The organism is Pseudomonas sp. NFACC37-1 (assembly GCF_900101575.1).
GTDB lineage: Bacteria > Pseudomonadota > Gammaproteobacteria > Pseudomonadales > Pseudomonadaceae > Aquipseudomonas > Aquipseudomonas fluorescens_AA.
In genome coordinates, this window is record NZ_FMUZ01000001.1 from 519,184 (window position 1) to 544,630 (window position 25,447).

At 61.7% G+C, this 25,447-nt stretch carries 9 protein-coding genes and 2 pseudogenes; 3 read left to right on the forward strand and 8 right to left on the reverse strand.

All coding sequences use genetic code 11. The features are described 5' to 3' along the window. Positions 1-15: 15 nt before the first annotated feature. Positions 16-615, reverse strand: a complete 600-nt coding sequence (locus BLP82_RS02265) for a LysE family translocator (RefSeq protein WP_092164968.1) — start codon at positions 613-615, stop codon at positions 16-18. A gap of 626 nt (positions 616-1,241) precedes the next feature. Here BLP82_RS02265 and BLP82_RS02270 point away from each other — a divergent pair. Then, positions 1,242-2,015 carry an acyl-homoserine-lactone synthase gene (locus tag BLP82_RS02270; protein ID WP_092164970.1) on the forward strand — a complete coding sequence of 258 codons (774 nt, stop codon included), beginning with the start codon at positions 1,242-1,244 and terminating at the stop codon, positions 2,013-2,015. Between the two features lie 29 nt (positions 2,016-2,044). After that, the gene (locus tag BLP82_RS02275; RefSeq protein WP_092164972.1) at positions 2,045-2,911 is read left to right on the forward strand and encodes a helix-turn-helix domain-containing protein; all 867 of its coding nucleotides are present in this window, start codon (positions 2,045-2,047) and stop codon (positions 2,909-2,911) included. A gap of 69 nt (positions 2,912-2,980) precedes the next feature. Here the strand turns inward: BLP82_RS02275 and BLP82_RS02280 are convergent, their stop codons facing one another. Genes BLP82_RS02280 through BLP82_RS02290 form a run of 3 tightly spaced genes read right to left on the reverse strand, consistent with a single transcriptional unit; the run spans position 2,981 to position 8,582 of the window. Continuing rightward, the gene (locus BLP82_RS02280; protein WP_092164974.1) at positions 2,981-6,055 is read right to left on the reverse strand and encodes an efflux RND transporter permease subunit; all 3,075 of its coding nucleotides are present in this window, start codon (positions 6,053-6,055) and stop codon (positions 2,981-2,983) included. Beyond that, positions 6,052-7,155: an efflux RND transporter periplasmic adaptor subunit gene (locus tag BLP82_RS02285; RefSeq protein ID WP_371914092.1), complete on the reverse strand. Its 1,104-nt coding sequence runs from the start codon at positions 7,153-7,155 to the stop codon at positions 6,052-6,054. The genes BLP82_RS02280 and BLP82_RS02285 overlap by 4 nt, the downstream gene beginning before the upstream one ends. After that, on the reverse strand, positions 7,152-8,582 hold the full coding sequence (locus BLP82_RS02290) for an efflux transporter outer membrane subunit (protein WP_092164978.1): 1,431 nt from the start codon (positions 8,580-8,582) through the stop codon (positions 7,152-7,154). The genes BLP82_RS02285 and BLP82_RS02290 overlap by 4 nt, the downstream gene beginning before the upstream one ends. Before the next feature lie 293 nt (positions 8,583-8,875). On the opposite strand from BLP82_RS02290, the gene BLP82_RS02295 reads away from it, so the two are divergent. Further along, entirely contained in the window at positions 8,876-10,216 is a 1,341-nt protein-coding gene (locus BLP82_RS02295) for a diaminobutyrate--2-oxoglutarate transaminase family protein (protein WP_092164980.1), read from the forward strand. Positions 10,217-10,289: 73 nt separating this feature from the next. Here BLP82_RS02295 and BLP82_RS31895 read toward each other — a convergent pair. From BLP82_RS31895 to BLP82_RS02310, 4 genes and pseudogenes are all read right to left on the reverse strand, one after another. Further along, positions 10,290-11,498: pseudogene (locus BLP82_RS31895) on the reverse strand (ABC transporter permease); the annotation flags it as partial. 65 nt (positions 11,499-11,563) lie between these two features. Next, positions 11,564-12,251: pseudogene (locus BLP82_RS31900) on the reverse strand (ABC transporter ATP-binding protein); the annotation flags it as partial. A gap of 2 nt (positions 12,252-12,253) precedes the next feature. Continuing rightward, on the reverse strand, positions 12,254-13,405 hold the full coding sequence (macA, locus tag BLP82_RS02305) for a macrolide transporter subunit MacA (protein ID WP_092164984.1): 1,152 nt from the start codon (positions 13,403-13,405) through the stop codon (positions 12,254-12,256). Positions 13,406-13,483: 78 nt separating this feature from the next. Then, the coding region (locus BLP82_RS02310; protein WP_092164986.1) for a non-ribosomal peptide synthetase at positions 13,484-25,447 on the reverse strand (11,964 nt) is incomplete at its 5' end.

Genomic DNA, 25,447 nt, shown 5'->3' on the forward strand with positions numbered 1-25,447 from the left:
AATACCAGGGCACACTCAGACGAAATTCACCTGGGATGCGATATTGAAAAGCATACCGCAGGCGAACAACCCAATCACCAACGAAATGGCTCGATTTAAAAATCGTCCCGATACAACTGCATGAAATTTTCGACCACAAAAAGCGCCCACTGCAATCCACACAAGCCCTACCGGAAAAATAATGGCTGTAAATAGCAGAATGAATGACAGCCAGTTATCCAACGACAGGAATGTGCCCGCCGGCGCAACGAAGGAAACAAAAAACAACCCCTTGGGATTTGTCAGCGTTGCCACAAATAAATCCGGAACGGTAATACCCGTCGCCGCCCCAAGCGCATGGTCTTTAACCGAGAACCAAAGTTTCAAGGAAATATAAAACAAAAAACACACAGCAAAAATCTTGGTAGCGATCACCACCCACGAGTGATCGGTCATCAGCAAGTCAATGAACACTCCCCACATCGACATCTGAATAACGTATGCCAACCACTCGGCTGCGACGAAGCGCATCGAACGCGTGTTGAACCCTCTACTGATGCCAGCTTGCAACAACAATGAATTCGTCGGTCCCGGAACCAACAACACGGTCAACAACGTAAGCGCAATGTAATTCATAGCATCCATCCATATCAGAAGCCTGTACGGCTCATTTTCAGGGGCAGATCAATCCATCATCTTTCCACATGACTTCAAGCGCAGTGACATGAAGTCAACCATTCCAGTCATACGAGGTCATACGACCAACTCAAATAGAGCAATCACACTAGACCAACATCAATTTGCCACATACTAAACCTCACTCACCAACCGATATCCCTCGGATTCACATCCGATGAATCAACCCATGAAAGAAAGTCATCCTACCCATTGCTAGATGACCGTTTGCTTACAGAGGCTGGACTCTATCCGAGCGCGTCAATTTTTTGAACAGTCAAATATCAATCAGTTACGATGGGTATTTTTATAATCGTCAAAAAAACAATAAATCAAGCGTAGTTCGACTCATGTAAACCCACTCGACCAACACCTATTTGCCATCATGCCGCACCTATACTTTTTTGGATTCGCAGCGATACAAATCCACAACTAACGAGCTCACCAACAATTTATAAGTCGCGCACAAAATCGGGCCCACTAATTAGGCTGGACACTCTATAAACCAAAGACTGTACTTTAGGACAGTTGAAATACCTTAGTGCAAAGTTAACAGTAGCTTCACCTGCAGCCAAGAAGTCGTATCCATGAACTACTCCTCATGCACCTATGGATTTTCCGGCGTATCCACCAGCATCGCAAGCTACTCAAAAATCTCCCTTAACACCCTCGAACAAATACTGTCCATTCGCAAACTCGCTTTCATCGATCGAAAGAAGTGGGACATTGAAAGTTATCAAGGCAGCGATTATGAGTGGGATGAATACGACGACCCCGACGCGATCTACATCTACGCCCATGAAAATGACCGTGTCACCGGCTGTGTTCGACTACGCCCCTCCAGCAAACCCACGTTGATGAGCGGCCCCCTGAGCTTTATCCTTCCAACCGAGAAAACCAGACCGCACTTGGGTCACTGTTGGGAAGCCACAAGATTTGCACTTTCAGCCAACAATTTCCCTACGGGAAAACTCACCCGAGCCAATGTAGACATTCGCACAGCGGCACTTTTCCTGTCAATGATTAAGTTCGCCCAACAACAAAAATTTCACGCATATGAAATCGTCGTAGACACCCTGATGGAAAAAATCCTGAAGCGTTCTGGCTGGCCAATTGAAAGACTCAATACGTCATTAGGATCGAAAGGAGAACACATAATTTACGGCACGTTGCCATGCACGCTTAAAACTTATAACGAGGTCCTCAGCAAGAATGCCATCAATAGAGCAACGGTACTAACCACGCCCCTCATGACACACCGCTCGTCAGACACACTCCATAAATCCCTGGATATTGCCCAGATACTCCCCGCACGAAATATTCCGGCAAAGATACCCAAGCATACTGAGCTGCAGCTTTAATCAAATAATTGGATGATTTTGGAGAAAGGATGAACCTACAACGATTATTCCCGCACGTTGGTAAAGTCATTGCCAGCACAGGCAGTCGCAATTTTCCGCGTATGCTCCACGACCTGATACTCACGGAAATACCCGTGGACGCAACACATATTACCGAACAACGGATCGGCACAAGTAATATGTCCGAACCCAGCACCTCTAGCATCGGTTGCGTCGGCCTGGACAATGCTTGCGTCGGTGCGCTCATGGACACGCACACCGCCAAGCCCTTTTTCCTCGCCGACGACATACTCTTTGAAGATGCGGCATCGCAGAAAATACCCAACTTTTCCCGCTGCCTGCTTAAATGCGAGCGCCCAGAAAAATCCCCGGGCCACAGTACGACTACACAATTACATCTGTCGACCCGAAAGAATGGTCGTCGTTATGTGCTGTCCATCTATCGATCGCCTCTTTCAAAGGGATTTACCGCACAAGAACATGCACTATTGAAAGATTTTTCCTGTCTTTTATTGCCCATGGTCGAGGAGCACGTGGCAGCCCTTGTTCCGCCGGAATCCACTCGGCAAGACCCTTTCCTGGCATTGGACGCTTCGGAAAACGGCGGCATGGAAGCACTGCGCCAAAGGTTCGCCGATCGATTGCTACTGTCGGGTTTGAGTCTATCTTCTCGCGAAACGGAAGTGTGCGTAGGTTTACTGGCCGGACGCACTGCCCCCGAACTTGCCGAACAACTGAACCTGAAGGTCAATACAGTTGAAAGTTATCTGAAGCGCGCGGCCATAAAGATGGGGATTGGTGGGCGTCGTTCGCTGATCCGCTGGATGCATTCGATGGATGCCACACCGGCTCACATGGAATGGAATGGCAATAGCCCGATCCAACAAGCCGTATAAACCTACCCCCAACGATTGCTCGTTCACTGACCGAATCGAGTATTTGTTGGGGGAATATTGTTTTCCCCCTCAAACCTCTTCTACCGCACCTTCCTCCCTGGGCGATCGAGTGCGACGCTTAAGCCATTCAAGCGCATCGTCCACGTAAGTGAAAATCACCGGTACCACCAGCAGGCTCAACAACGTCGACGTCAGCAAACCACCCATGACCACCACTGCCATCGGTTGCCTGAAACTCGGGTCCTCGCCCATTCCCATCGCCGTCGGCAACATCCCGGCCCCCATCGCAATGGTGGTCATCAGAATCGGGCGGGCACGCTTGTGGCAAGCATCCACCAACGCATCGTATCGATCCAAGCCATAGTCGCGGCGAGCCATGATGGCGTACTCCACCAACAGAATGGAGTTCTTGGTCACGATGCCCATCAACATCAGCAAACCGATGACCGATGACAGGGAAAAACTGAAGTTGCACACCAGCAAGGCCAACAACGCGCCACCTAGCGAGAGCGGCAAGGCCGAAAGAATCGTGGCCGGTTGCAAGAAGTCGTGGAACAACAACACCAGGACTGAATAGATACAAAACACGCCGATGGCCATGGCCAGGCCGAAGCTGGCGAACAACTCCGTCATCAGTTGCAATTCGCCCTGCTCCACCAGTTTCACTTCGGCTGGCAAGTTGCGCATCACCGGCAGTTGGCGGACCTCGGCCATGACCTCACCCAGGTTGCGACCGTTGAGCTCGATAGACAGGGTGACATTGCGCAGGCGGTCCAGTCGGCTGATTTGCGCCGGCCCGCTGCCCATGCTGATGTCGCCCAACGAGGCCAGGGCGACCTGGCCGTCTCGACCGGTTACCCGCAATTGGCTGATCGCCTGCAAGTCATCGCGCAATAGCGAATCCATGCGCACCCGCACGTCCACCTGGCGCTGGGATAAATTGATCTTGCCCAGTTGCGAGGAGTATTCGCCGTAAGTCGCCATGCGCAAAGTATCGGCGATGTCCTGGCTGGTGATACCCAATTCCGCTGCCCGGGCAAAATCCGGCCGCATCTGGATTTCCGGTCGTTGCAAGGCGCTGCTGGACGAGACATTGCCGATCCCGCGCAACTCACGCAACTGGGGTTCAAGGGCGCTTGCCGTGCGCTCCAGCAGATCGCCGTCATCGCTGGCAAGCACGATATTGAGCTTCTCTCCGCTGCCATCGCCGCCAACATTGATGCGTACTCCCGCAAGCGTGCGCAACACCTGGCGCATCTGCGCTTCGACCTCCACCTGCTTGCGATCGCGTACATTGCGAGGCGCCAGCTCCACCGTCAGGATCGCATCGCCGGCGCCAGTGATATCGCCAGGCCCGGCGCCCGAACTGCTGGCGGTCCCCACCGAGCTGAACACATGCGTGACGTCGGGGAGTTCGCGCAGCCGTTCGCTGGCCTGCAAGGCCATCGCGGTGGTGTGTTCCAGTGTCGTTCCTGGCGGCATCTCCAATGTTATCTTGCTGCGGCCGGTGTCCTGCGCTGGCAGGAAGCTGGTGGGCAGCAACGGGACCAGCGCCAGAGCCCCGACGAAGCACAGGCCGGCCAGGCCCATCGTCGTCTTGCGCCAAGTCAGGCTGGCATGGATCCAGCCCAGGTAGCGAGTCATCAACGGGCTGTCATGGTCGGCTTCATGCCTTGCCTTGAGGAAATAAGCCGCCATCATCGGCGTCAGCAGCCGCGCCACCAGCAGTGAAAACAGCAGCGCCGCCGACGCCGTCACGCCGAACTGGCGGAACAGCTTGCCGGCGATCCCCCCCATGAACGCCGTGGGCAGGAACACTGCGACCAGGGTGGCCGTCGTGGCGAGCACCGCCAGACCGATTTCATCCGCGGCCTCGGTGGCAGCCTGAAGCGGGGTTTTGCCCATGCGCAAGTGTCGCGCGATGTTCTCGATCTCGACGATGGCATCGTCCACCAGCACACCGATGACCAGCGCCAGGGCCAGCAGGGAGACGGCGTTGAGGGTGAACCCGGCCAGGTACATCACGCCAAAGGTGGGGATGATCGACAGCGGCAGTGCCGTGGCGACGATGAGCGTGGCGCGCCAGTCCCGCAGGAACCACCAGACCACCAGCACCGCCAACAGCATGCCTTCGTACAGCAAATTCATCGAATCGTGATAGTTGGCGAGCACGGCCTTGACCGTGTCACTGGCTTCAACGATCTGCACGTTGGGATGCTGTTTTTCAAACGCGATCATGGCCTTGCGTACGTCATTGGCGACGCCGACATCGGAGAACCCCAGGGAACGGGTGACCTGGAAACCGATCACGGGCCTGCCATCGCGAAACGCCCGGGTGCTGCGTTCGGCGTGGGTGTCGCGAATGTCGGCCAACTGCCCCAGGGCGAGCAGGCGACCGTCGCCGCTGGGAATGTCGATGGCACCGAGGGCCGCCGGATCGTCAATGGCACCCAGGGTCCGCATGGCTTGCTGGCCACTGCCCAGATTGCCCTGGCCACCGGAGTTGTCCTTTTGCATCGCCCGTAACTGGTTGGCGATGTCCGTGACGCGAATACCCAGGCCCGCCATCAGGGCCGGGTCGAGATTGACCTGGACTTCCCGGTCGACACCGCCCATGCGCGCGATCATTGCCACCCCGGGCACCGCCAGCAGCTGTTTGCTCAGCTCATTGTCGACGAACCACGACAACGCTTCTTCATCCAGGTTATCGGAGTCGATGACATAGGTGAGCAATGCCGAGGCGCTGGTGGTCAGCCGGGAAACCGAGGGTGTGTCCAGGCTCGCCGGCAACTGCGCCATGGCACTGTCGACCGCGTTACGCACTTCGTTGAGCGCCTCGTTGCCATCCTTGTCGATGTCAAAGCTGATGCTGATGTTGACGGCACCATCGGTGATGGTCGTCGTCACGTGCTTGAGCAGGCGCAGGGACGTCAGCTTGTCCTCGATCTTGCGCGCCACTTCCGTTTCCAGTTGCTCCGGGGCCGCGCCCTCCAGCGAGGCGCTGATCACCACCACTGGCAGGTCCATGTCCGGAAAATCCTGGATGGCGAGTTTCTCGAAACCCGACAGCCCAAAGAGCGTCAGCAGAATGAACAGCATGACGGCCGGGACCGGATGGCGGATCGACAGGGCTGAAATGTTCATGGCTGGGCGACCTGGGATTGAACGAGGGTCACACTCGCGCCATCGTTGAGAAACGCACCGCCAGCACGCACGATTCGGGCAGGCTCATCGAGGCCGCTGAGAATCTCCACGGCCTGATGCAAGCGTCGGCCGACCACCACCGGTCGCTGGACCACGCGCATGTCATCATTGAGCGTGAACACATAGGAACGCCCGTCCCGCAGGATGACGGCAGTGTCTGGCACCGTGACGGCCTCGCGGGGCGCCAGCTCGATCTGGCCGCTGGCATACATACCGGCCTGGGCGGCGCTGTCGGTGGGCAGGGAGACATACACCAATCCCCGGCTGGTCTTGGTATTCAACGTGGGCGATACCAGCCGCACGCGCCCTTCCAGGCTCTGGCCGTCGGGCAACGTCATGCGGGCGATCTGGCCAGGCTGAACCTGGGCCAGTTGGCGGGCATCCAGCTCGGCCTGCCATTCGATGCGGCCGTCGCGCACCATGCGAAACAGCTCGTCGCCGGCGGAGAGCACCTTGCCAAGCAGTGCCGTGCGCGCCGAAATGATGCCATCGTCCACGGCGAGGATGCGGGTCTGTCCGAGCCTGATCCGCGTGCTCTGCAATTCGGCGCGGGCGCCGGCGAGGTCAGCCTCGGCGAGCGCGACCTTGATCCGGTAGTCTTCACGTTGTTGCTCCGACAAGGCCCCGCCTTGCCCGACGACCCGGGCCCGACGATCATTGGAACGGGCCTGCTCCAGGTTGGCGCCGGCCTGGTCGACGAGCGCCTTCTGCTTGTTCTCTTCGGCAACCACCGTTTCGCTGGCCAGCGTGGCCAGTAATTGGCCTTTCTTCACCCGGCTGCCCACATCGGCCTCGATGCTGGCGATGCGCAGGTTGCTGGTCTCGGCATTGATGACCGCTTCCTGCCAGGGGGCGAGCGCGCCATTGGCAAACAGTAACTGTGGCCAGACCTGGCGTTGCGCCTGGACAACTTCCACGCTCAAGCTGCTGACCCGGGGGGCGGCCTCCACCGGTTCAGCGCCCCGGCGAAAATAGATCAACGCCACCACAATCGCGCATACCGCGATCGCCAACGCGAACTTGCCTGATCGCGACCTCACGCGCCGTCCCCGCCCGATGCTCGACTTCGCGCCAGGGGCTGACCGGCTTGCCAGCCGCCCCCCAGTGCCTTGTACAGGGCGATCCAGTAGCGCACTTGATTCTGCTGCAAGGTGATCAATTCAATCTCGGCTGTCAGCGCCTGGCGGCGCGCGGTTTCCCGGTCCAGCAGGCTGACATTGCCGGCCTGCCAACTGCGGTCGATGGCCTCGAAAGACTCCCGGAAACCTGCGGTCGAACGCTCCACATCCGACTCCCGGCGCCGTGCCGCATCGAGACGCACCAGGGCCTGCTCCACTTCCATTACACCGGTGCGCAGCGTTTGGCGATAGACCGCCAGGGCCGCGTCATACGAGGCCTTGGCACCCTTCTCCGCCGCGCGACGCTTGCCGCCGTCGAACAGCGGAATCGACAGCACCGGGCCCAGCGACCAGGAACGGTTGCGCTGGCCCACCATGGTTCCCACGGAAATCGTCCCGGAAAGACTCAGACTCGGCAGGCGATCAGCCTGAGCCACGCCGATCTCGGCATTCGCCGCTGCCAGTTCGCGCTCGCCGGAGGCGATGTCCGGGCGCTGGCGCAACAAGTCGGCCGGAACCTGCTGCACGTTGAGTTCTGCCGGCTTGGGCAGTTGCGCTGGCGTATGGCCCAGCACGTCCAGCAGTCGCCCTTCATCACTGCCTGTCAGTGCCACCAGGCTCTTGAGCAGCACCTGGCATTCACTCTGCTGCTGGACCAGGGCCGCGGCGCTGCTGGCGGCACTGGCATCGGCCAGCGCAGCGTCGGCGGAGGACGTGAAGCCCGCCCCGAACGACTGGCGCGTCATGCGCGCGGTGTCTTGTTGTGACTGGGCCTGGTCACGGTAGGCCAATACCAACTTCTGGCAGCCACGGTATTGCACGTAGTAATCACCCACCTGGGCCGCCAGGGAAACCCTCGCGTCATGCCAGTCATCCACCCGTGCTTCGACGCGGGAGTTGGCCGCTTCATTGTTGCGGCGCAACTTGCCGAACAGATCGAGTTCCCAGGCGGCATCCATCGTTGCAGAGGAGCCTGAGCCCCCCAGGCGCTGCGAACCGGTCTGCTGCCCACCTCGGCCACCGGACAGCCTACCGTCGAACTTGGGCAAGGCATCGGCGGCGTCACTGTCAGCGGTCGCACGGGCCAGCGAGATATTCGCCCAGGCCTGGTCCATGGACGGGCTATCGGCTTCGGCCAGGCGCAACAGCTCGGCCAATGCCGGGTCATCGAATTGTCGCCACCAGTCGGCCAACGCGGCCACGGACGCGCCATGGGGCACCGGCGCCTGCCACTTGGCGGCGATCGGGACGTCCGGCACCCGATAGTCGGGGCCCAATACGCAGCCACTCAAGGCCACCGCACACAGTGTCACCAGCAATATGCTCTCTGGAGGCTTGAAGACATGCATAGGGTTCTCTAGGGGTGTCAAAGGTGAAAACAGCAAGGCACCCGGCACCGGCACAACTCAGGGAGATGGCGGATTATTAACGATGGCTTGATGAGGCTCGTATGGCCGTTATTTAACCTTGTGCCCGTTCCGATGTCTGGCGTGGAAATTGGGGACAGGTACCGGCAGGAAAACTCGCGATAAAGACGGAGGCCTGTTGAAATGAGCCCGACCTGCCCAGTAATGGCTGCACTTGCTGTCGAGCATGAATGGCCCCGCTCGGTTCACGTTCCATAGCCAATGGATGATCGAATATGGAAGCACTCACTTACCTCGAAAACATCGAGTCGAACGCACGTACCTATGCGCAGACTTTCCAGCGCCTGTTCGTCAGCGGCAGGGGCATGCGTATCAAGGATGCCAGCGGCCAGGAGTTCCTCGATTGCCTGTCGAACGCCGGGACACTGGCACTGGGACACAACCCGCCCGAAGTCCGGGACGCGGTGATGCGCTTCCTCGACAGTGATCACCTGCAGCAGGCACTGGACCTGGCCACGCCGGCCAAGCATGCGTTCGTGCAGGAGCTGTTCTCGATGCTGCCGGCGCAAATGCGCGACACCAGCAAGATTCTCTTCTGCGGGCCCAGCGGTTCGGATGCCGTCGAGGCCGCCATCAAATTGGCCCGCCACTACACCAAACGCTCGCCATTGATGGCGTTCCACGGCGGCTACCATGGCATGACGGCCGGCGCACTGTCGGCGATGGGCAAGCTGTCCCCCAAGACCGGCGATGGCCTGATTGCCCAAGGTACGCACTTTCTGCCCTTCCCCTATCGGTTTCGATGCCCGTTCGGCACCAATGGCGAGCATACCGATCAACTGTCCATCGACTACATCCGTACCGTCCTCTCGGACCCGGAAGGCGGCATCGCCAAACCGGCGGCGGTCATCGTCGAGGTGGTGCAAGGCGAAGGCGGCTGCATCCCGGCCTCGGCCAACTGGCTGCGGGCGCTACGGGAAATCACCCTCGAGCAGGACATCTTGCTGATCGTCGATGAAGTCCAGACCGGCCTGGGTCGCACCGGCAGCACATTCGCCATCGAACACGCCGGGATCGTCCCCGACATCCTGGTACTGTCCAAAGCCATCGGCGGTGGCTACCCACTGGCGGTGATCGTCTACGCCGAACATCTGGATACCTGGGGCCCCGGCATGCATGCGGGGACCTTCCGCGGCAATCAGATAGCGATGGTTGCTGGCGCCGCCACCATGCAACAAATCCGCAAGGACCATCTCGTCGCTCATGCCGCCCGGATGGGCGACCGACTGGAAAGCGGCCTGCGGGACATCGCGCAGCGTTCCCCATTCATCGGCGATATCCGCGGTCGCGGACTGATGATCGGCGTGGAAATCACCAAGCCGGCCGACAACCAGCGCGCCGGCCAGGCTGACGGCGCTCGGGCACACGCCATCAAGCTCAACTGTTTCGACAACGGCTTGATGATGGAAACCGGTGGGCGCCATGGCGCAGTGCTCAGGTTCCTGCCCCCCCTGACCATCACCGAGACCGAGGTCGGCATGGTGCTGGACCGCTTCGAACAGGCGGTGAGGAAGGTTGGAGAGACTCGCCCGCATGTGGCACGCGTAGCGGTATAAGGCGCCAGGCACACCTTATGTGGCGAGGGAGCTTGCTCCCTCGCCACTGGGCTTCAAGCCAGGGTAGCCCGGATCAATCCCGAGCCAATGCATTGATCGGATCGAGCCGCGCGGCATTGCGCGCGGGCACGAAGCCGAACACGATGCCGATCAGGGTCGAACAGACGACAGCGGTGACGATCGATCCCACCGAGAACACCATCTGCCACTCCTTGACGAAGATCGAAAAGACGTAGCCGATACCAAACGACAAGGCGATGCCAATCGTGCCACCCATCAGGCACACCATCACTGCCTCCACCAGGAACTGCTGGCGGATATCGGACTGGCGTGCACCGACGGCCATGCGGATACCGATCTCACGGGTACGTTCGGTCACCGAGACGAGCATGATGTTCATCACTCCGATGCCCCCCACCACCAGCGAGATGATCGCAATCAACGAGAGCAAAAGCGCCAGCGATTGGCTGGTCTTCTGCACCGTTTGCATCACACTGTCGAGGTTGTAGGTGAAGAAATCCTTGATGCCATGGCGTTGGGTCAGGAGCTTGACTACGTTGTCCTCCACTAATTTGCTCGGTTGCCCGTCCTTTATCCGCACCGTGATGCTGTCCAGGAAACGCTGGCCCAGCAACCGACCAGCCGCGGTTTCATAGGGCATCCAGATGTTCAGGTTCTTGCTGGTGTTGAAGACGCTTTTGCGGTCTTCGGTCACGCCGATGACCGTGCAAGGCAGGTTGTCGACGAGAATCACCTTACCCAGTGGGTCTGTGTGCGAGCCGAACAGTCTGTGGCTTGTGTTGTGGTCGATGACTACCACTTGCGATTGCCGCCGGGCATCGTCATTGCTGAACGCCACACCCGAGCCGATCTTGATTCCGCGAACCTGGAAATAACTCGCGCTCACACCGTTGACGGTCGCATTGACATCGATGTTTTCATAACGCAATAGCAGGTTGCGACCCAGGTTGGGCGTCGCACTGTCGATGTAATACTGGTCGCCCAGGGCGGTCACATCGGACAGCACCAACGTTTCGATAGCCGTGGAGCGACTGTCCCCCCAGTCGGACCCTGGCATGATTTCGATCGTGTTGCTGCCGATCGCCTGGATGTCCTTGAGGACATATTGCTTGACCCCTTCGCCAATCGCCACGATCGATACCACCGAGGTGATACCGATAATGATGCCCAACATGGTCAGCAGGGTTCGCATTCGATGCGAGACCAGCGCCACCCAGGCCATGTTGAACGCCTCGCTGAACAGGCCGAAGCTGGCGAGCAGGCCGTTCGTGGGCTTGACCTTGGCCGGGCGCGTGTCTTGTGCCGACGGATCCTGCAGCGGCCTCTGCGGATTGGGACGATCACTGACGATTTCACCGTCGCGGATCTCGATGATGCGCTGGGCGTGAGCCGCCACTTTCTCATCGTGGGTCACGATGATGACCGTATGCCCCGCCGCGTTGAGCTCCAGCAGGATCTTCATGACTTCCTTGCCACTGGTGGTGTCCAGCGCACCGGTGGGTTCGTCCGCCAGAATGATCTCGCCGCCATTCATCAGTGCCCGAGCGATACTCACCCGCTGCTGCTGGCCACCCGAGAGTTGACTCGGCCGATTGCTCAGGTGCCCCACCAACCCCAGGCGCTTCAACAGGTCCCCGGCACGGTTGTGGCGCTGTGACTCTGCGGCACCGGCGTAAATAGCCGGCATCTCGACGTTGTGCAAGGCGCTCAGGTGCGGCAGCAAATGGTAGCGCTGGAAAATGAAACCGAAGTGGTCGCGACGCAACCTGGCCAGTTCACGGTCGTCCATCGAACCGGTTTCGCGCCCGTCCACCTTATAGCTACCGGCGTCCGGATGATCGAGGCAGCCGAGTACATTCATCAAGGTCGACTTGCCGGAGCCGGAAGCACCGGTGATCGCGACCACCTCGCCCGCATTGATCGTCAAGTTGATGTTCTTGAGCGCTATGAACGCCTTTTCGCCCGCGAGGAAACTGCGGGTGATGCCCTCGAGTTCCAACAGTGGTCGCGTCATGGTCAGGCTCCCGCCACGGCCGGGGTCGGCTCGCCGATGACAACCTTGTCACCTTCAGCCAGGCCATCCTTGATCTCGGCCCTGACGTTGTTGTTGATGCCCGTCTGCACGTTGCGCGGCTGAGCCTTGCCCTCGGCATCGAGCACACGGACCACGAAGCTGCCATCCTGGTTTTTCGCCCCCAGCGCGGCGACGGGAACCGTCAGCACATCCTTGGCTTTGTCCAAGACGATACGAACCTGGGCAGTCATGGAGATACGCAAGCGATGATCGGGGTTCGGCACATCGAAGAGGCTGTTATAGAACACCGCGGTGTTCTGTTTGGGCGCCCCGGCTGCCTGGGTTTCGAGGAAGTTCTGCGGCGCAGGCTCGGTGCCTCGCAGTGTGGCGTAGTAGCGTTTTTCCGACTCCCCCAGGATGGTGAAATACACCTCTTGGCCGGGAACGATGTGAATCACATCGGCCTCCGATACCTGCGCCTTGACCGTCATGGTGTCCAGGTCGGCGAGCTTGAGCAGGACCGGCGCCAGTTGCTCGGCGATCACCGTCTGGCCTTCCTGCGTCACGATTCCCACGACATAGCCGTCTATCGGCGCGACGATGTGGGTGTAGGCCAGGTTGACCCGTGCGGTTTCCACCTGGATACGGGCGTCCTTTATCTGCGCATCGAGGGAAAGCAGGTTCGCCGCTTCCACCTTGTAGTTCGACTCGGCAGTCTCGTACTCCTGCTTGGAGATCGCGTCGTCCGGCTGCAGTTTTTTGTAGCGGTCATAGGTGGCCTTGGCATCCTTGAGTTGCGCCGCCGTGGCCTGCCGCTTGGCCACCAGGTTCTCTTCGTTGACCAGGGTCTGGCGCAATGAGTTCTGTGCCAGCATCGGATCGATTTCCGCCAGCCACTGGCCCTTCTTGACCTTGTCGCCCAACTTGACCTTGAGCGATTTAAGCTGGCCCGATACCTGGGCACCGACGTCGACCTGCTTGACCCCCTGGAGCGTCCCGCTCGCCAACACCGAGTTCTCGATGTCAGCCCGCTCGACCGTGGCAGTCAGGTATTCCGGCGGTTTGCCCGGCGATTGCGCGCTGTAGAAAATCAGACCGGCCACCACGACCAGTACGAGCACGATAGCGATTTTGCGAAACTTCGACTTTTCCATAAATAACCATGAGTGCGTTGATTTCAGACCCGGCCAACGTGGCGTCGGGCTCCATGGATGCGCGTCAAGGAGAGACAGTCATACGTAGTCACTGGCGGCCTCCTCGTCGAGCATGGGAAGGCCGTCCTGCCACCAGGCTGCCAGGTTGTGTACGTGAGGGGCCTTGAGGATCGTGAAGTGGTTGCCCGGACCGTACCAGATACTGAGGTCGGGGATATGCTTGCGCCATCCTTCGATCATTTGTTCCTGTTCGCGTTTGTTACCGGCCGTGTCCAGGGTTGGATCATTGGCCAGCACCAAGCGCACCGGCCCGGTGTAGCGATGTTGCGGTTGATAAACCGTGCGCAGGGCCGTACCGAAGGCCCGCGCCGGACCGCGCATCGAATCCACCGCCGAACGCTGCGGCAGCATGCCGGCCCGTACCATGCCCGCATGCAGCAAGCGCATCTGCGCGGTATCGTCCTGGGTACCGAAGACCGTGGCATCGATCCCCAACGACTTGCCGGAAGCCAACTGCATCGCCTCGATCAGTCGATTCAGCACCCCCGTCGCGGTATAGGGCTTGCCCACCACGCCGTTGCCGCCCGGCGACTCACTGTCGATCAGCGTCAACGAAGCCACCTTGCGACCCCGGGCATGCAGGCGGGCCGCCATCTCGAACACGATCCAGCCGCCAAAGGAATGGCCGAGCAGATGCACCGGCCCCTCCGGTTGGACCTTGTCGATCGCGTCGAGGTACGCCTGGGCGGCCGTCTCCACGAGGCTGAAAGGCTCTGTGCTGCCGTCCAGCCCGCGGTGCTGCAGCCCATGGATAGGCCAGTCAGGACCGAAGGCATCGGTCAAGCCGATAAAACCGGTCACGCTGTCGCCTGCTCCCGGCACGCAGAAGATCGGCGCCCGATCGGCACGCCCGCCCTGGATCGTCAACAGCGGCTGGTAACCGCTCTTCGGTGAGGGGGCCGGACGCGATGCAGCGGTGTGGAGTGCAGCAGTGATGGCCTGGCCCAATGCCTTGACATGGGGCGTTTGCATCATGCTCTGGTGGTTACCCGGCACCTTGATGCAATGCAACTTAGACGTGGGCAGGACAGCGTCCCAGCCCAGGTAGCCGGAGTGCTCGGGCGCGTCGTCCTTGCGTTCTTCGGCCACCAGCAGATGCACCGGTACGGAAATCGGATACACCGTGTAATGGGCCAACGCATGACCATGGGCCACTTCGCGATCGAGGTACTGCCAGAGCTGCTCCGCGCTATAGACGGCCAGCTCGGCCGGTAGCACCGCCTCGTCGCGGCAATGCTGCACCAGGTCTGTGAAATCGAATCGATCCAATTGTCCTTGCAGATCGGCCAGATTCTCCAGGATCGCTGCAAGTACTTCTTCGCCAGGCAACGCAGCCCTCCAGAAAACATCGCAGCGGTCCAGCAGATGCAGCTTGTGGGCTTCGTCCAATGCCCAGCGCGACCGGCCCTGATCCACCAGCCGAGGCAGATAGCTGTCGATGAGACCGACGAACTCGACCTCCTCGTCCAGGCCGATCAGCTGGATCGCGGTCTCGTAGGCCAGCACGCCACCGAACGACCAGCCGGCCAGGCGATAAGGCCCTTTGGGTTGTACCGAACGAATGATCCCCACCAGGCGCGAGGCCATGCACTCCATCGTTTGCAACTGCGGCTCACCCCATTCGACGGCAGGCAGGCCATACACCGGGATATCCGGATCGATGTGCTTGCCCAGCATCGGGAAGTACAGGTCCAGGCCACTGAACTCGTGCACCAGGAACAGCGGATTCTGCTGGCCAGTGGTGCGCACCGGTACGATGGCCTCCTTGACCTGGGCATCCTCGGTGCGGGCCTGCAGCATCGATGCCATCGACGCGACGCTTTCGTGCTGGAACAGCTCGGCCAGCGAGACGGTCAGGTTGGCCTGTGCCAACAATCCGACCAGCCGGATCGCCAGCAGTGAATGACCGCCCAGCTCAAAGAAGTTGTCGTGACGACCGATCCGCTCCAGCTTCAGGACGTCGGCCCACAAGCCTGCCAGCGCGACTTCCAGGTCGCCTTGCGGCGCCTCGTAGTCCTGGCTCCCATAAGCGTGCATTTCCGGTACCGGCAACGCCCCGGTGTTGACCTTGCCGTTCAGTGTCAGCGGCAACGACGTCAATCTCACGTAGGCCGCCGGGATCATGTATTCCGGCAGCACGGAGCGCAGTTGGGCGCGCAGGACGTCCGCATCGAGGTCCCCACCGTTCTCATGCTCGGTGTAATACGCGATCAGGCACTTGTCGCCCGGACTGTCTTCACGCGCTACCACCAGGGCCTCACGCACCCCATGGCACTCGTGCAAGCGGGCCTCGATCTCACCGAGCTCAATACGGAAGCCACGTATTTTGACCTGACCGTCATTGCGATCCAGATATTCGATGGTGCCGTCGGGCAGCCAGCGGCCGAGATCGCCACTGCGGTACAGGCGCGCGCTGCCCGAATCGCTGAACGGATCGGCAATGAAGCGTTCCTCGGTCAGGTCCGGCCGGTTCAGGTAACCGAGGGCCACCCCGACACCCCCGATATGGATCTCCCCCGCGACACCCACAGGTACGGGTTGGCGCGCGGCATCAAGGATATACACCCGGGTGTTGGCAATAGGACGGCCGATCGGAACACTCGTTGCGCCATGTGGCACGGCAGTGACCACATGGGTCGTCGCAAAGGTGGTGGTCTCGGTGGGACCGTAGCAATGCACCAGCCGCAGCGAAGGAGCATGGGCCAACAGCCGGCGGAAGGAAGCAGGATCACCGCGCTCGCCACCGCACAGCAGGATCCGCAAGCCTGCCAGAGCATCCGGGATCAAGACCAGGTATTGATTGAACATGGCGGTGGTGACGAACAGCACCGACACCTCGGCCTCTGTCAGCGCCTGGGCGAATTGCGTCGGGCTGAGCAACGTTTCGTGATCAATGATCACAACCCGCCCGCCGTTGAGCAATGCCCCCCACACTTCCATCGTACTGGCGTCGAACGCCGGGTTCGAGGCGAACGCCACGCGATCCTGTACACCGAAATCCGCGTAGCCGTTATTGATCGCCAATCGGCCTATGGCCAGGTGCGGCACGATCACCCCTTTCGGGTGGCCCGTGGAGCCGGAGGTGTACATGATGTACGCCGGTGTATCGCTGGTTTGACCGGGGAATACCGCCGGTTGTGCAGCCTGGATCAATTGCAGTGTGTCCAGGTCCAATCGCGGCATGTCTTCCGGCAAGGCCCTGTCACGGGTCGTCAACACCAGCACCGCGGCACTGTCTTGCAACATGAAACGCTGCCGCTCCTCGGGCGCATGGTGGTCCAGCGGTACATAGACGGCGGCGCACTTGAGGATCGCCAGTTCGCTGATGATGAGCTCGAACGAACGGCTCAGCATGATTGCGACTCGAGACCCTGGCTGGACGCCTCGTTCAAGCAAGCAATGCGCCAGGTGATTGGCTCGCTCGTGCAGCTCCCGGTAGGTGAGTTGCTGCGCCCCATGCTGAAGTGCAATCGCGTCAGGCCGGGCCCTGACCTGGGCTTCGAACAAGCCGTGGACCGTCTCTTCGCGAGGATAGACCGTGTCGGTCGCATTGAAGTCGACCAGCAGTTGCCGGCGTTCCGCCGCTGGCAATATCGCCAGCTCACGCAAGGGTACCTCGGGCGTGCGCTCAAGCGCATCGACCAGGCTTTCCAGCGCCGTATGCATGTAGCCGCAGATGCGTTCTGCCCCGATGCGCGACTCCGCCAGGGCGGTCAGTACGAAGGCCTCGCCGAGGTCGTCGATGTTCAGCGACAGTGGATAGTTGCTCCACTCCTCGCCGCCGAGCCCCTCGATCCCGTTCCAGGCCGACTGGGCCTCCTCGGTGACCTGCGTTGCAGTGTGCCGGTAGTTCAGCAGTGCACTGAACAACGGCGTCGACGTAGCGACACCACTGCAACGCTGTGCCAGTGCCAGCGACGCATGTTCGTGCCCTAGCAGCGCGGTGAGACGCGCATGCGTTGCCTTGACGCCTGCCCGGGCACCGTCGACGCCGACGTCAACCCGCAGCGGCAAGGTGTTGATGAACAACCCTAGCGCCCGATCGGCCCCCTCACCGCCCTGCATCCGGCCCATCAGTACGGTACCGAACACCACGTCTTCGCGCCCGGACACGGCGCCCACCACCCGCGCCCAGGCCAGGTGATGCAGGCTCGCCGCGCTGACGCCAAGCAGTCGCGATTGTGTCCGCAGACGACGATTCAAATTGTCGTCCACGCCCAACCGGGCCTGTTCGATGACATGGCTGTCGCCCTGCACGTCCTGCAGACCGAATGGAAGGGTCGGCTCCTGGATATCCTGGAGCATGTCCCTGAAGAACGCCTCGTGGGCGCTTTGCGTCACGCCAAGCCGCGCCTGGGCCACGTAGTTGCGATACGGCACGGCATCGCCCAACTGTGCCTGCTGCCCGAGCAAGTACGCTTGCATATCGTGCTGGATCACCTCCAGCGCGGTGTGATCGAGTGCAATGTGATGGAACAGCAGCAACGCCACCCAGCGCTGGTGCTCGTCGTCATAGGCACAGGCAAGCCGCATCATGGGCGCCTGGCGCACATCGAGCCGAGAGTGCCGAGGGTCGAAACGCTCACGAAGCTGCGTCACCACGTCCTCGCCCGGCTCGACCGTACAGGTCTGCACCGCCAGTGGCGCTTCCCGCAGCACCACCTGCACCGGCTCGCGCAAGCCCTCCCAAAGCACAGCCGTGCGCAGGATATCGTGGCGGTCGATCACGCCTTGCAGCGCACTCACGAACGCATCCAACCGGGCACGGCCCTCTAGGTTGAACATGGCCTGCTGCACATAGAGATCGCCCTGCGACGAAACCAGGTGGTGATACAGAATCCCTTCCTGCAATGGCGCCAGGGCGTAGATGTCCTGGACATTGCTCACGCCACCGGGCACCCAGGCAACGATGGCGTCGACTTCCTGCTGTGTCAGGTCGGCAAGCGGCAACATCTGCGGGGTGATCCGCTCACAACCCGGCACGATGCCGTTGTCCGGCACCACGATTTCCGTCGTACCGCCCACGGCTGCCGCCAACGCGGCCAGGGTCGGCTGGCCGAACAGCACGCGCACATCGGCGCTCAAGCCGGCTTGGCGCATGCGCTCGATCAACGTAACCGCCAACAACGAGTGCCCGCCCAATTCGAAGAAGTGGTCATGACGCCCCACCTTTTCGACCTTGAGCAGCTCGGCCCACAGTTGTGCCAGTGTCGTTTCCACAGCGCCCTGCGGCGCTTCGTACTCACGGGTAATCACCGACGCCAGGTCCGGCGCCGGCAAGGCCTTGCGGTCGAGCTTGCCGTTGGGGGTCAACGGCAATGCCTCAAGCTGCACATAGGCTGCCGGCACCATGTATTCCGGCAGTTGCGCTAGCAACTGGGCACGCAGGGTTTCGATCTCGACGCGGTGCTCGTCACCGTGCACGGTGAAATACGCCACCAGCCGCTTGGACCCCGGCACGTCTTCGCGAGCCAGCACCACGCTTTCCTTGATCGCCTCGTGCCGGGCAAGCTTGGCTTCGATCTCGCCAAGTTCGATACGGAACCCACGGATCTTCACCTGATCGTCGTTACGCCCTAAGTAGTCGATGTTGCCGTCCGCCAGGTAACGACCCAGATCGCCAGTGCGGTACATCCGTGCATTCGGCCGGGTACTGAACGGGTCATCGAGGAAACGCTCGGCCGTCAGTTCCGGACGGTGCAGATAACCCCGCGCCACCTGGACGCCACCAATGTAGATCTCCCCAGCCACGCCCATGGGCACCGGTTGACCATGAGCGTCGAGCAAGTAGATCCGGGTATTGGCGATGGGCTTGCCGATCGGCGTGCTGTCCGGTGTGTCGGCACCGGAACAGTCCCACGCCGTCACGTCGACGGCCGCTTCGGTAGGGCCGTACAGGTTGTGCAATGCCGTCCGTGGCAGTCGCCCCTTGAAGCGCCGCACCAGATGCCCCGGCAACGCTTCGCCGCTGCACATCACCTGACGCAACCCCTCGCACTCGCCAGCTTCGCCATGGGCCAGGAACACGTCCAGCATCGACGGCACGAAGTGCATCGTGGTGATGCCGTGCCGCTGGATAGCTTCACGCAGGTACGCCGGGTCGCGATGCCCACCCGGACGCGCCATCACCAGCCGGGCACCGGTGAACAGCGGCCAGAAGAACTCCCACACCGACACGTCGAAGCTGAACGGGGTCTTCTGCAGCACCGCGTCCGCGGCGCTCAGCGGGTAGGCGTCCTGCATCCACAGCAGGCGATTGACCACCGCGCCATGCTCGTTCATCACGCCCTTGGGCAGGCCGGTCGAACCCGAGGTGTAGATGACGTAGGCCAAATGGTTGGCATGCAGGCCCGAGACCCGCGGATTTCCGGTTGGCTGCGTGGCGAAGTCCTCCTCTTCGAGCACCATCACCCTGGCAGCGGTCGCAGGCAGGCTCGCCTGTAAGGTGCGCTGGGTGAGCACCACCGTCGGTGCGCTGCTCTCCAGCATGTAGGCCAGGCGGTCGGCCGGGTAATCCGGATCGAGCGGCACGTAGGCGGCGCCGGACTTGAGAATGCCCAGCAGCGCCGCGACCATGTCCGTGCTGCGGTCCACGCAGATCGCCACGCGGTCATCCGGACGAATGCCCAGGGCAAGCAACCGGTAAGCGATCTGGTTGGCGCGGCCGTTCAGTTGGGCGTAGCTCAGTTGCTGCTCTTCGAACACCACGGCGACGGCCTCCGCAGACGCTGCCACCTGTGCCTCGAACAGGCCATGCAGGGTCAGGCCTTGCGGATAGTCGACGGTTGTAGCATTGAACGCTTCCAGCAGATGCTGGCGCTCTGCGTCCTCCAACAGCGGGATCTGCGTCACCAACGCCTGCTCATCGGCAACCATGGCGCGCAAGATACACTCGAGGTAGCCGAGGTAGCGCTCCATCGTGGCCTGGTCGAACAGTGCCGTGGCGTACTCCAGCGAACCGAACAGACGACCATCGATCAGGGCCATGTCCAGCAAAACATCGAACTTGGCGGTACGGCTGGTCACCCCCAGCCCTTGCAATGACAGGTCGGACAGTTCCATCCCGCCGGCTTCGCTGTTCTGCCACGACAGCATGGCCTGGAACACTGGGCTGTGGGACAGGCTGCGCAATGGCCGGACCACTTCCACCACCTGCTCAAACGGCAAATCCTGATGCGCCTGGGCGCCCAGGGTCTGGGCCTTGACCCGTTGCAGCAAGGCGTCGACGGTCAGTTCGGCCGAAACCTCGACGCGTATCGCCAGGGTGTTGACGAACAAGCCGATCAGGTCTTCGACCTGCGCCTGCATACGGTTCGCCGTCGGTGTGCCGATGACGACATCATCCTGCCCGGACATCCGGCTCAGCAGCGCGGCCCACGCTGCCATCACCGTCATGAACAACGTGGCACCATGGCGCTGGCTCAAGGCCTTGAGGCCTTCGGTCAGCGCTTCATCGAAGGCGATCCCCACCGCGTGGCCTGAATGATCCTGCTGGGCTGGCCGTGGCCGGTCAGTCGGCAAGGTCAGCAACGCCGGTGCTCCGGCCAGGGTGTCCTGCCAGTAGCGTTCCTGGCGGCTCAACACCTCTCCGGTGAGCCAGCGCCGCTGCCAGACGGCGTAGTCGGCGTATTGCACCGGCAAGGCCGGCAGCGGGTCGTCCTGGCCTTGGCTGAATGCAGCGTACAGCACGCCCAATTCACGGGTCAGTACATCGGCGGACCAGCCGTCCGAGACGATGTGGTGCAGGGTCACCAGCAACACGTGGTCAGCATCGCCCATGTGCACCAGGCGACCACGGGCCAGTGGGCCACGGCTCAGGTCAAACGCCTGCCGTGCTTCCTCCCCGGCCATGCGCGACAGCTCGGCCTCGGCATCCGGGTGGGCGGACAGGTCATGCCGTTGCAAGGCGAAACCGATGTCGGCCGGAGCAATGCATTGCTCCACTTCCTGGCCCTGGACAAAGGTTGTGCGCAAGGCTTCGTGACGGGCGACGATGCGATCCAGGGCAAGGCCCAGGGCAGCGGTGTCCAGCACACCGCGCAGACGCAAGCCGGTGGGGATGTGATACGCCGCGCTGGCGTTGTCCAGCTGCGCGAGGAACCACAGGCGTTGCTGGGCAAACGACAACGGCAATGCCTGCTCACGGGACACCGGCACGATGTCCGGCCGGGTGCTGCGTGCCGCTCGGGCCAGCACCTGGGCCAACGCACTCAGCTCGGGTTGGGCAAAGACCTCGTTCAGGCTCAGTTCCACCCCCAACTGCTCGCGCACCTGGGCAATCAAGCGCATCACCAGCAACGAATGCCCGCCCAGCTCGAAGAAGTGGTCGTGACGCCCCACCGCTTCGACGTTGAGCATGCCCTGCCAGATCTGCGCCAGGGCGACTTCCGTGGCCCCTTGCGGTGCTACATGCATACGACTGGCGAAGGCCTCGGCATCCGGCGCCGGCAGTGCCTGGCGGTCGAGTTTGCGGTTCGGCGTCAGCGGCAGCGCAGCCAGGCTGACGAACGCACTCGGTACCATGTACTCGGCCAGCAGGGTCGACAGTTCCGAGCGCAAGGCAGCCGCGCTCAGGGTGATACCGCCGTGCGGCACGACATAGGCCACCAGGCGCTTGTCCCCTGGCGTGTCCTCGCGCACGATCACCGCCGCTTCCTTGACCCCGGCGCAGTGGCTGAGCCTGGTTTCGATTTCACCCAGCTCGATACGGAATCCCCGCACCTTGACCTGGAAGTCATTGCGCCCCAGGTATTCGATGCGTCCGTCCGGGCGATAGCGGGCCAGGTCGCCGGTCTTGTACATGCGGGCGTCGGGCTGGTCACTGAATGGATCGACGAGGAAGCGTTCGGCATTGATCGCGTCGAGATTCAGGTAACCCCGGGCCACGCCGTCGCCACCGATGTAGATCTCTCCCGCCACTCCGAACGGCACCGGCTGGCGGTGGCCGTCGAGCAGGTAGATACGGGTGTTGGCCATCGGCGTGCCGATGGTGGCGTTGCCGGCCGCGCCGTCGGCGTCGTAGTGCATGTAGGCGGCGGTGCACGATACGGTCGCCTCGGTCGGGCCATAGGTGTTGATCAGCCGGGTATGGGCCGAGCGCACCGCGTCCCACATCTGCAGTTTTTGCATCGACAGCGCGTCACCGGTGACGTTGACCAGGCGCACATCGCGCAGATGATCGCGGGCCTGCGCCGGCGTGCCGTGCCATTCGGCCGCCAGGGAATGCCAATGCGCAGCGGTCAAATGCACGAAGGTTGGCCGGAGCCCGGCGTCCTGCTGCAACTCGACGCTGCCGAACAGCGCGCGGGTCGGCGCCAGGGTGGCGCCGGTGACCAGCGCCGGGAAAATCTCTTCCACCGAGAGGTCGAAGTTCAACGTGTTCTGCTGCAGCACCGTATCGGCCGGCGTCAGCTCGAACAGGCGCACGGCATCTACGCAGTAGTTGACCAGCCCCCGGTGTTCGATCATCACGCCCTTGGGCGCGCCGGTCGAACCCGAGGTGTAGATCACGTAGGCCAGATGGCGCACGCCGAGGGTCGCCACCACCGGGTTGTCTTCGCGGCCCGCGGCAATGCCGCTGCGCACTCGCTCGACGTAGTCGAGCAGCACCACCGGCGCTGCCAGTGGCGGCAGGCAGTCTTGCAGTGCGCGCTGGGTCAACAGCGCTACCGGAGTGCTGTCGGCGATCATGTAGGCCAAACGTTCGGCGGGATACGCCGGGTCCAGCGGCACGTAGCCGCCACCGGCCTTGAGTACCGCCAACAGGCCCACCAGCATTTCGGCGCTGCGCTCGACACAGATCGCCACGCGGTCGTCGGGACGGATGCCCAGCCCGATCAGGTGATGGGCCAATTGGTTGGCCTGGCGATTCAGTTCGGCGTAGCTCAGGCGTTCGCCTTCAAATACCACGGCAATGGCCTGCGGCCGAATCGCGACCTGGGCCTCGAAGAGTTGATGGATTGTCTGTTCACGGGGGTACGGCGCCTGGTTCGCGTTGAGCCCGACCAGCAGACGCTGGCGTTCGGCGTCGTCCACCAGCGCGATCTGCTCGATCAGCGCCTGGTCACTTGCCACCATGGCACGCACCACCCGCTCGAAATAACCGAGGTAACGCTGCACCGTGGCCTCGTCGAACAAGGCCGTGGCGTATTCCAGGGCGCCGAAGATCTGCCCCTGAGCCTCGCCGAGTTCCAGGGACAGGTCGAACTTGGCGATATTGCTCGCCACACCAAGGCTTTCGAGCTTCAGGTCGCCCAACACCAGCTCGCTGTTGTCCAGGGTCTGCCAGGACAACATGGCCTGGAACAGCGGGCTGTGGGACAGGCTGCGTACCGGATTGAGCACTTCCACCACCTGCTCGAACGGCAGGTCCTGATGCGCCTGGGCGCCCAGGGTCTGGTGCCTGACCCGCGCCAGCAAGGCCTCGACCGTCGGTGCGCCCGAAACGTCGATACGCACGGCCAGGGTGTTGACGAAGAAGCCGATCAACCCTTCGACTTCCGACCGTGTGCGGTTGGCCACCGGCGAACCGATCACCACGTCGTCCTGCCCGCAAAGGCGACTCAACAACGCCGCCCAAGCCGCCATCAACGTCATGTACAGGGTGACGCCGTGACGCTGGCTCAAGGTTTTGAGATTGGCCGTCAGCTCGGCGTCGAACGCCAGGGGCAGCGCCGCCCCGCTGTAGTCCTGCTGCGCCGGGCGCGGCCGGTCCGTCGGCAGCATCAACAGCGCCGGCGCATCGGCCAGGGTTTGCCGCCAGTAGCTGCTCTGGGCCTGCAACACGTCGCCGCTCAGCCAGCGGCGTTGCCACAGGGCGTAGTCGCCGTATTGCACGGCCAGCGCCGGCAGCGGATCGTCCAGGTCATGCTGGAACGCTTCGTAGAGCGCTGCCAGTTCCTTGACCAACACCCCCATGGACCAGGCATCCGAAACGATGTGGTGCATGGTCACCAGCAGCACATGCTCCTCGTCACCCAGGCGGATCAACTGGCCACGGATCAGCGGGCCGTGCTCCAGGTCGAAGGCGTCGACGGCTTCCCGCGCCGCCAGGGCGTGCACTTCGGTTTCGGCATCGATCCGCTCGGAAAAGTCATGCTGCAGTAAGGCAAAACCGCTATCGGCCGCGGCGATACACTGCCGGGGCTCCTCGCCCTGGACCTGGACGAAAGTCGTCCGCAACGCCTCATGACGGGCAACGATGCGATCCAGCGCCCGCTGCAGGGCGACGCGCTCCAGAGTGCCACGCAGACGCAGCCCGGCCGGCATGTGGTAGGCCGAGCTGGCCCCTTCCATCTGCGCCAGGAACCACAGGCGCTGTTGGGCGAACGACAGCGGCAGGGGTTCGTCGCGGGAGGCCCTGACGATCTCCGGCAATGTGCTGCGCCCAGCCTGGGACACGGCCTGCGCCAGTTCCATGAGTCCGGGATGAGCGAACAGAGCGGTGAGGCTCAGTTCCACGCCCAGGCGCAAACGGACCTGGGAGATCAGTTGCATCGCCAGCAATGAATGACCGCCCAGCTCGAAGAACTGGTCGTGACGGCCGACCTGTTGCAGGCCCAGCAGGTCCTGCCAGATCTGCGCCAGGGTCGTTTCGATTTCGCCTCGAGGGGCTTCGTAGCCGCGGCTGATCAATGCATCTTGGTCAGGGGCCGGCAGGGCCTTGCGGTCGAGTTTGCCGTTGGGGGTCAACGGCATGGCGTCGAGACGCACATAGGCCACGGGCACCATGTATTCCGGCAATTGCCCTTGCAAGTGGCGGCGCAGGGTTTCGATGTCCACCGTTTCGGATTGAGTGAAATAAGCCACCAGGCGCTTGTCGCCCGGTACGTCTTCCCGGGCCAGCACCACCGCCTCTTTCACGGCATCGTGCTGGGCGAGCTTGGCTTCGATCTCGCCCAGTTCGATGCGGAAACCACGGATCTTCACCTGGTCGTCGTTGCGACCCAGGTATTCGATGTTGCCGTCCGGCAGGTAGCGGCC